The 4747-nt window shown below is 30.5% G+C and carries 5 protein-coding genes; 4 read left to right on the forward strand and 1 reads right to left on the reverse strand.

Going from position 1 to position 4747, the window contains the following annotated elements:
- The first annotated feature begins 71 nt into the window (after positions 1–71).
- The 3 genes from J7M77_RS05410 to J7M77_RS05420 are packed head-to-tail and all read left to right on the forward strand — an operon-like array spanning position 72 to position 2780.
- Positions 72–1172 (forward strand): Sapep family Mn(2+)-dependent dipeptidase, encoded by a 1101-nt coding sequence (locus tag J7M77_RS05410; RefSeq protein WP_296876806.1) that lies wholly within the window; start codon positions 72–74, stop codon positions 1170–1172.
- A gap of 16 nt (positions 1173–1188) precedes the next feature.
- Entirely contained in the window at positions 1189–1923 is a 735-nt protein-coding gene (locus J7M77_RS05415) for a copper homeostasis protein CutC (protein ID WP_296876807.1), read from the forward strand.
- A complete protein-coding gene (locus J7M77_RS05420; RefSeq protein ID WP_296876808.1) occupies positions 1920–2780 on the forward strand; it encodes a YitT family protein in 861 nt (286 codons plus the stop codon). The genes J7M77_RS05415 and J7M77_RS05420 overlap by 4 nt, the downstream gene beginning before the upstream one ends.
- A 138-nt stretch (positions 2781–2918) precedes the next feature.
- Here J7M77_RS05420 and J7M77_RS05425 read toward each other — a convergent pair whose 3' ends face one another.
- Positions 2919–3635 (reverse strand): DNA methyltransferase, encoded by a 717-nt coding sequence (locus tag J7M77_RS05425; protein ID WP_296876809.1) that lies wholly within the window; start codon positions 3633–3635, stop codon positions 2919–2921.
- 202 nt (positions 3636–3837) lie between these two features.
- On the opposite strand from J7M77_RS05425, the gene J7M77_RS05430 reads away from it, so the two are divergent.
- Positions 3838–4747 (forward strand): IS1 family transposase (locus J7M77_RS05430; RefSeq protein ID WP_296876810.1); only part of this gene is annotated, 910 nt, incomplete at its 3' end.

Consider the following 4747-nt stretch of genomic DNA (forward strand, 5'->3'; position numbering starts at 1 on the left):
CACAGTAGCTAGTCAAGAATGGCTAGATAATTATATGAAAACAAGAATGGCGCCATTAGAAGAAAAATAAAATGGAAACAGAAATTTTAAATAAGATTGATGAAATATCAAAACAAATGATCGATAGTATTATCGATATTGTAAAAATCGATAGTGTTGAAAGTGAAGCTAAAGAAAATGCGCCTTTTGGTAAAGGGGTTAAACAAGCTTTAGATGCTACTTTAGATTTAGCTGATTCACTTGGTTTTAACACTGTCAATCTTGATAATTATATTGGCTATGCCAGTTATGGAAGTAGCGAAGACTATATTTGTGCAATCGGGCATTTAGATGTCGTACCAGTACAAACAGGCTGGAAACAACCGCCATTTAGCGGGTATCAAGAAGATGGGGTTATTTATAGCCGCGGTATTCTTGATAATAAAGGGCCAATTCTATCATGTTTATTTGCTTTGTATGCTTTAAAAGAATTAAATATTGAATTATCTAAAGAAGTAAGAATTATTTTTGGCTGCGATGAAGAAACGGGTTTTGAAGATCTAAAATATTATTTAAGTAAAGAAAAACCACCAGTAATGGGATTTACTCCTGATTGTAAATATCCAGTTGTCTATGGTGAACGGGGCAGAGCAGTTATTAAAATAACGGGAAATAAAGATGAATTAGATAAATTCTTTACTTTAATGAATGAGTTTATTTTAAATGCGAAAAGTAATGGTGAACGTTTTAATATTGATTTTAAAGATGATGAATTTGGTTTATTAGAAGTTAGAAATTATCAGTTATTATTACAAGAAGATCCAGCTATTCAGTTTAGTGTTAGCTATCCCGCTAATGTTGAAGTAACAACGATTGTTGATAATATCAAAAAAGCCATCGGTGATTTTGAAGTAACGTTAGAAAATAATTATAATCCCGTTAAATTTGAAAAAGACTGTAAATTAGTTAAAACACTTGTTTATACGTATGAAAAAGTTACTGGAAATGATGGTACACCAGTAACAACCACCGGCGGAACTTACGCTAAATTAATGCCTAATATTGTACCATTTGGACCATCTTTTCCGGGACAGAAAGGAATTGGTCACCAGCCTAATGAATGGATGAAAATAGACGATATTATTACTAATGCTAAAATTTATGCATTAAGTCTGTATCTTCTAGCAAAGTAGAAAGTAGGGAAAACGAATGATTGAAATATGTTGTGGCAGCTATGAAGATGCATTAAGTGCATTTAATGGCGGTGCTAAAAGAATTGAATTAAATAGTGCTTTACACTTAGGTGGTTTAACACCTAGTATAGCTTCATTAAAATTAACAAAAGAAAATACTGATTTAACTGTTATTTGTATGGTTAGACCACGTGGCGGAGGATTTTGTTATAGTGAAATAGAGTATCAGCAAATGTTATTAGAAGCTAAAGATTTATTGGAAGCTAATTGTGATGGGTTAGCTTTTGGGTTTCTTCATGAAAATCATGAAATTGATATTGAAAGAACTAAAGAAATGGTAGCTTTATGTAAGAAATATCATAAAACAGCTGTTTTTCATCGCGCTTTTGATTGTGTAAACGATCCTTATCAGGCAATTGAAACATTGATTGATTTAAAAGTAGACCGCTTGCTTACAAGTGGACTACAAGCTAAAGCAATTGATGGTGCTGATTTGATCAAGGAATTACAAGCTAAATATGGCGATAAAATTGAAATCTTAGCTGGTAGTGGAATCAACAGTGAAAACGCTAAAGAAATCATGGAAATGACAAAAATTAATCAAATTCATTCCTCTTGTAAAGATTGGCGACAAGATATAACTACAAGTGGAAAAAATGTAAATTATTGTTTTGCAGCCAAACCACACGCTAATGATTATGATGTGGTAAGTGAAGAATTAGTGAAAAAATTAGTTGCTTTAGGATTATGAAAAATAAAACTTGGGTTCGTTATTTAATTACAATAGTTGCTGTAATTGCTTCATCTTTTTTACAAACTTATGCAATTAAGGTATTTGTAAATCAGGCAAATTTATTATCAAGCGGTTTTACTGGAGTAGCGATATTGGTTGAAAGAATTACATCTTTATATGGTTTTAGTTTTTCAACATCGTTAGGAATGATTGTATTAAATGTTCCGGTTGCCATTTTATGTTATAAATCAATTGGAAAAAAATTTGTAATTTCATCATTGTGTCAGGTATTTTTAACTAGTTTTCTATTAAAAGTTTGCACTTTTCCAGCGTTATTTGATGATGTATTTTTAAATGTCTGCTTTGGTGGTTTTATTTATGGAATTGCAACGGTAATTGCCTTAAAGGGTAATGCTTCAACAGCGGGAACAGATTTTATTGCTTTATACGTTTCTAATAAAAGTGGTAAATCAATTTGGGAATATGTATTTGTTTTTAATGCTTGTATCTTGTGTATTTTTGGTTATCTGTTTGGCTGGATTTATGCTGGCTATTCAATTGTTTTCCAATTTATTTCCACTAAAACAATCTCATCGTTTTATCAACGATACAAACGAGTTACTTTACAAATTACCACTAAAAATCCTGAACTATTAGTCGATACTTATATTAAACATTATCGCCATGGTATTTCGGTTTTAAATGGTTATGGTGGTTATAGTAAAGAAGCAATGAGTTTACTACATACAGTTGTATCAGCTTATGAGGTTCAAGATATTGTCTTATTACTGCATGAATATGATCAAAAAGCAATAATTAATGTTATTCCAACGGAAAATTTCTTTGGTGGTTTCTATCAGGCACCACTTGATTAGGACTGTATATGCAGTCCTTTTTAATATGAGTAAATTTAGTTAAGTTTAAAAAGTATAATAGACTTAAAAAAGTGATAAAAATATAAATCAAAAAGCTATGGAAAAGTTCCCCGTGAAATATAATCATGGGGAAGAAATTTATTTTGATAAAACAAAAATGTATTCATGGGCTAAAAGATAAAAATTAAGTTTTTGAATTTTCTCTTTCCAATATTTTGTTGAATTACAATTATGTTGTTCCTTAATTATAATTTCTTTTAAAGTAAAACCAGTATTTAAGAAAACTTGCATCGTGTTAAAACCTAAAGGTATAACATTTCCCTTTTTTCTAATATCGCCAATCATAAATGCACAATAATGTCCTTGTTTTAAAACACGGTATAATTCTCTACTCACTTTATCTATATGTAATAAAAAATCTTCATATTCTAATAATGATAAATCGTTAGTAAGATTTTTACTATATTTGATTATATTAGCATAAGGTGGGTGAGTACAGATGAAGTCTATTGAATTATCTTTGATTATAGTCATTTTTTGAGCATCACATTGATATAACCAAATTTTTGCAAGATTGTGACAATCAAAGTTTAATCTTTCTTTCGAAATACTAAGTGCATAATTGTTAATATCTAATCCTATAGCATTTCTATTTAATAATTTTGCCTCAATGAGTGTTGTTCCTGAACCAGCGAAACAATCAAGGATGAGATCACCTGGTTTAGTATATTTGAGAATTAAATTTCTAGGAATATGAGGTGACCAATTTCCTCTATAATCACCTTTATGTGTAGCCCAATTTCCTCGGCTAGGAAAACTCCATACAGTAGTATTTTGCAATTCATACGTTTTCAACTAAAACACCTCCTATTATATATATACGTAGAAAAATACAAATTTTCTTTTAAAAAATATAAAAAAGTTAAAATTTTTCGCTCTTTTTAAGAAAAATGTTGTTTTTTAAATGAACACCAATATATAGGAGTTTATCCAAGTCAATCTACAACACCAATTTTTGTATTTGATTTATAATTAATCGTGAAAGTTGGTGCTGTTTATGATTACTGAAAAACAAGTTGTTGATTTCTTAAAAAACAAGGATATTTCTTATATTGAAAATCTCATGAGTTTGTTGACTCGTCAGGATTTTGATGTTTTTCATGATACAGTTGGAGTATGCCCTGTTTGTGGATCTTCTTCTGTCATAAAACATGGAAAAGATAAACATAATCATCAAAGGTATTTTTGCAGGGACTGTCATAAAACTTTTACTTCTAAAACCGGAACTCTCTTATACTGGACTCATCTTACTGTTGAACAGTGGAAGAAATTCATTGATTATGAATTATCAAAGTTGACATTGGAAGATGAAGCTCATTTTGTTGGTGTAAGTATAACAACCTGCTTTTATATGTGTCATAAATTATACAGTGCAGCTACTGAAATCATCAGAAATCAAATATTATCTGAAGAAGTACAGGTTGATACACAGTATCTTAAAATTAATCTTAAAGGGACAAAACCCCAAAATATGCCCAGATATTCAAAGAAAAGAGGCAACAGCTCTGCATACTGGGGGATATCACATCACAAGGTCAGTGTCATATGTGCTGTAGACAGCCAGGATCACATGATCATGAATATCACAGGACTTGGAAGTGAATCATTTGAAAAATATAAAGCAAATGACAAATATTTTCAGGATATAAGCGAGGTCATATCAGATTCAAAAACAAGTATTCAACAGTTCGCAAATCATTTAAAAGCAGCAAATAATAAGATACCAACATCACCGCTAGGGAAAAGATATTTAACAGAGGACGGGGAATCACTAGGTGCAATCAATGAAATGATGAGTGAAATTAATGGAATCATAACAAAAACAAAAGGAATTTCAACGAGATATGCACAGGGATATATAGATTTCAATATATTAAGGAAACAGATGAAGTATCAGTACAAGAGAA

It is taken from the genome of Thomasclavelia sp. (assembly GCF_017889095.1).
In the GTDB taxonomy this organism is placed as follows: domain Bacteria; phylum Bacillota_I; class Bacilli_A; order Erysipelotrichales; family Coprobacillaceae; genus Thomasclavelia.

What these genes read in the sequence shown, in the direction of transcription:
- J7M77_RS05410 (WP_296876806.1), top strand. Translation starts at nt 72, where the DNA reads ATGGAAACAGAAATTTTAAATAAGATTGATGAAATATCAAAACAAATG.
- J7M77_RS05415 (WP_296876807.1), top strand. Translation starts at nt 1,189, where the DNA reads ATGATTGAAATATGTTGTGGCAGCTATGAAGATGCATTAAGTGCATTT.
- J7M77_RS05420 (WP_296876808.1), top strand. Translation starts at nt 1,920, where the DNA reads ATGAAAAATAAAACTTGGGTTCGTTATTTAATTACAATAGTTGCTGTA.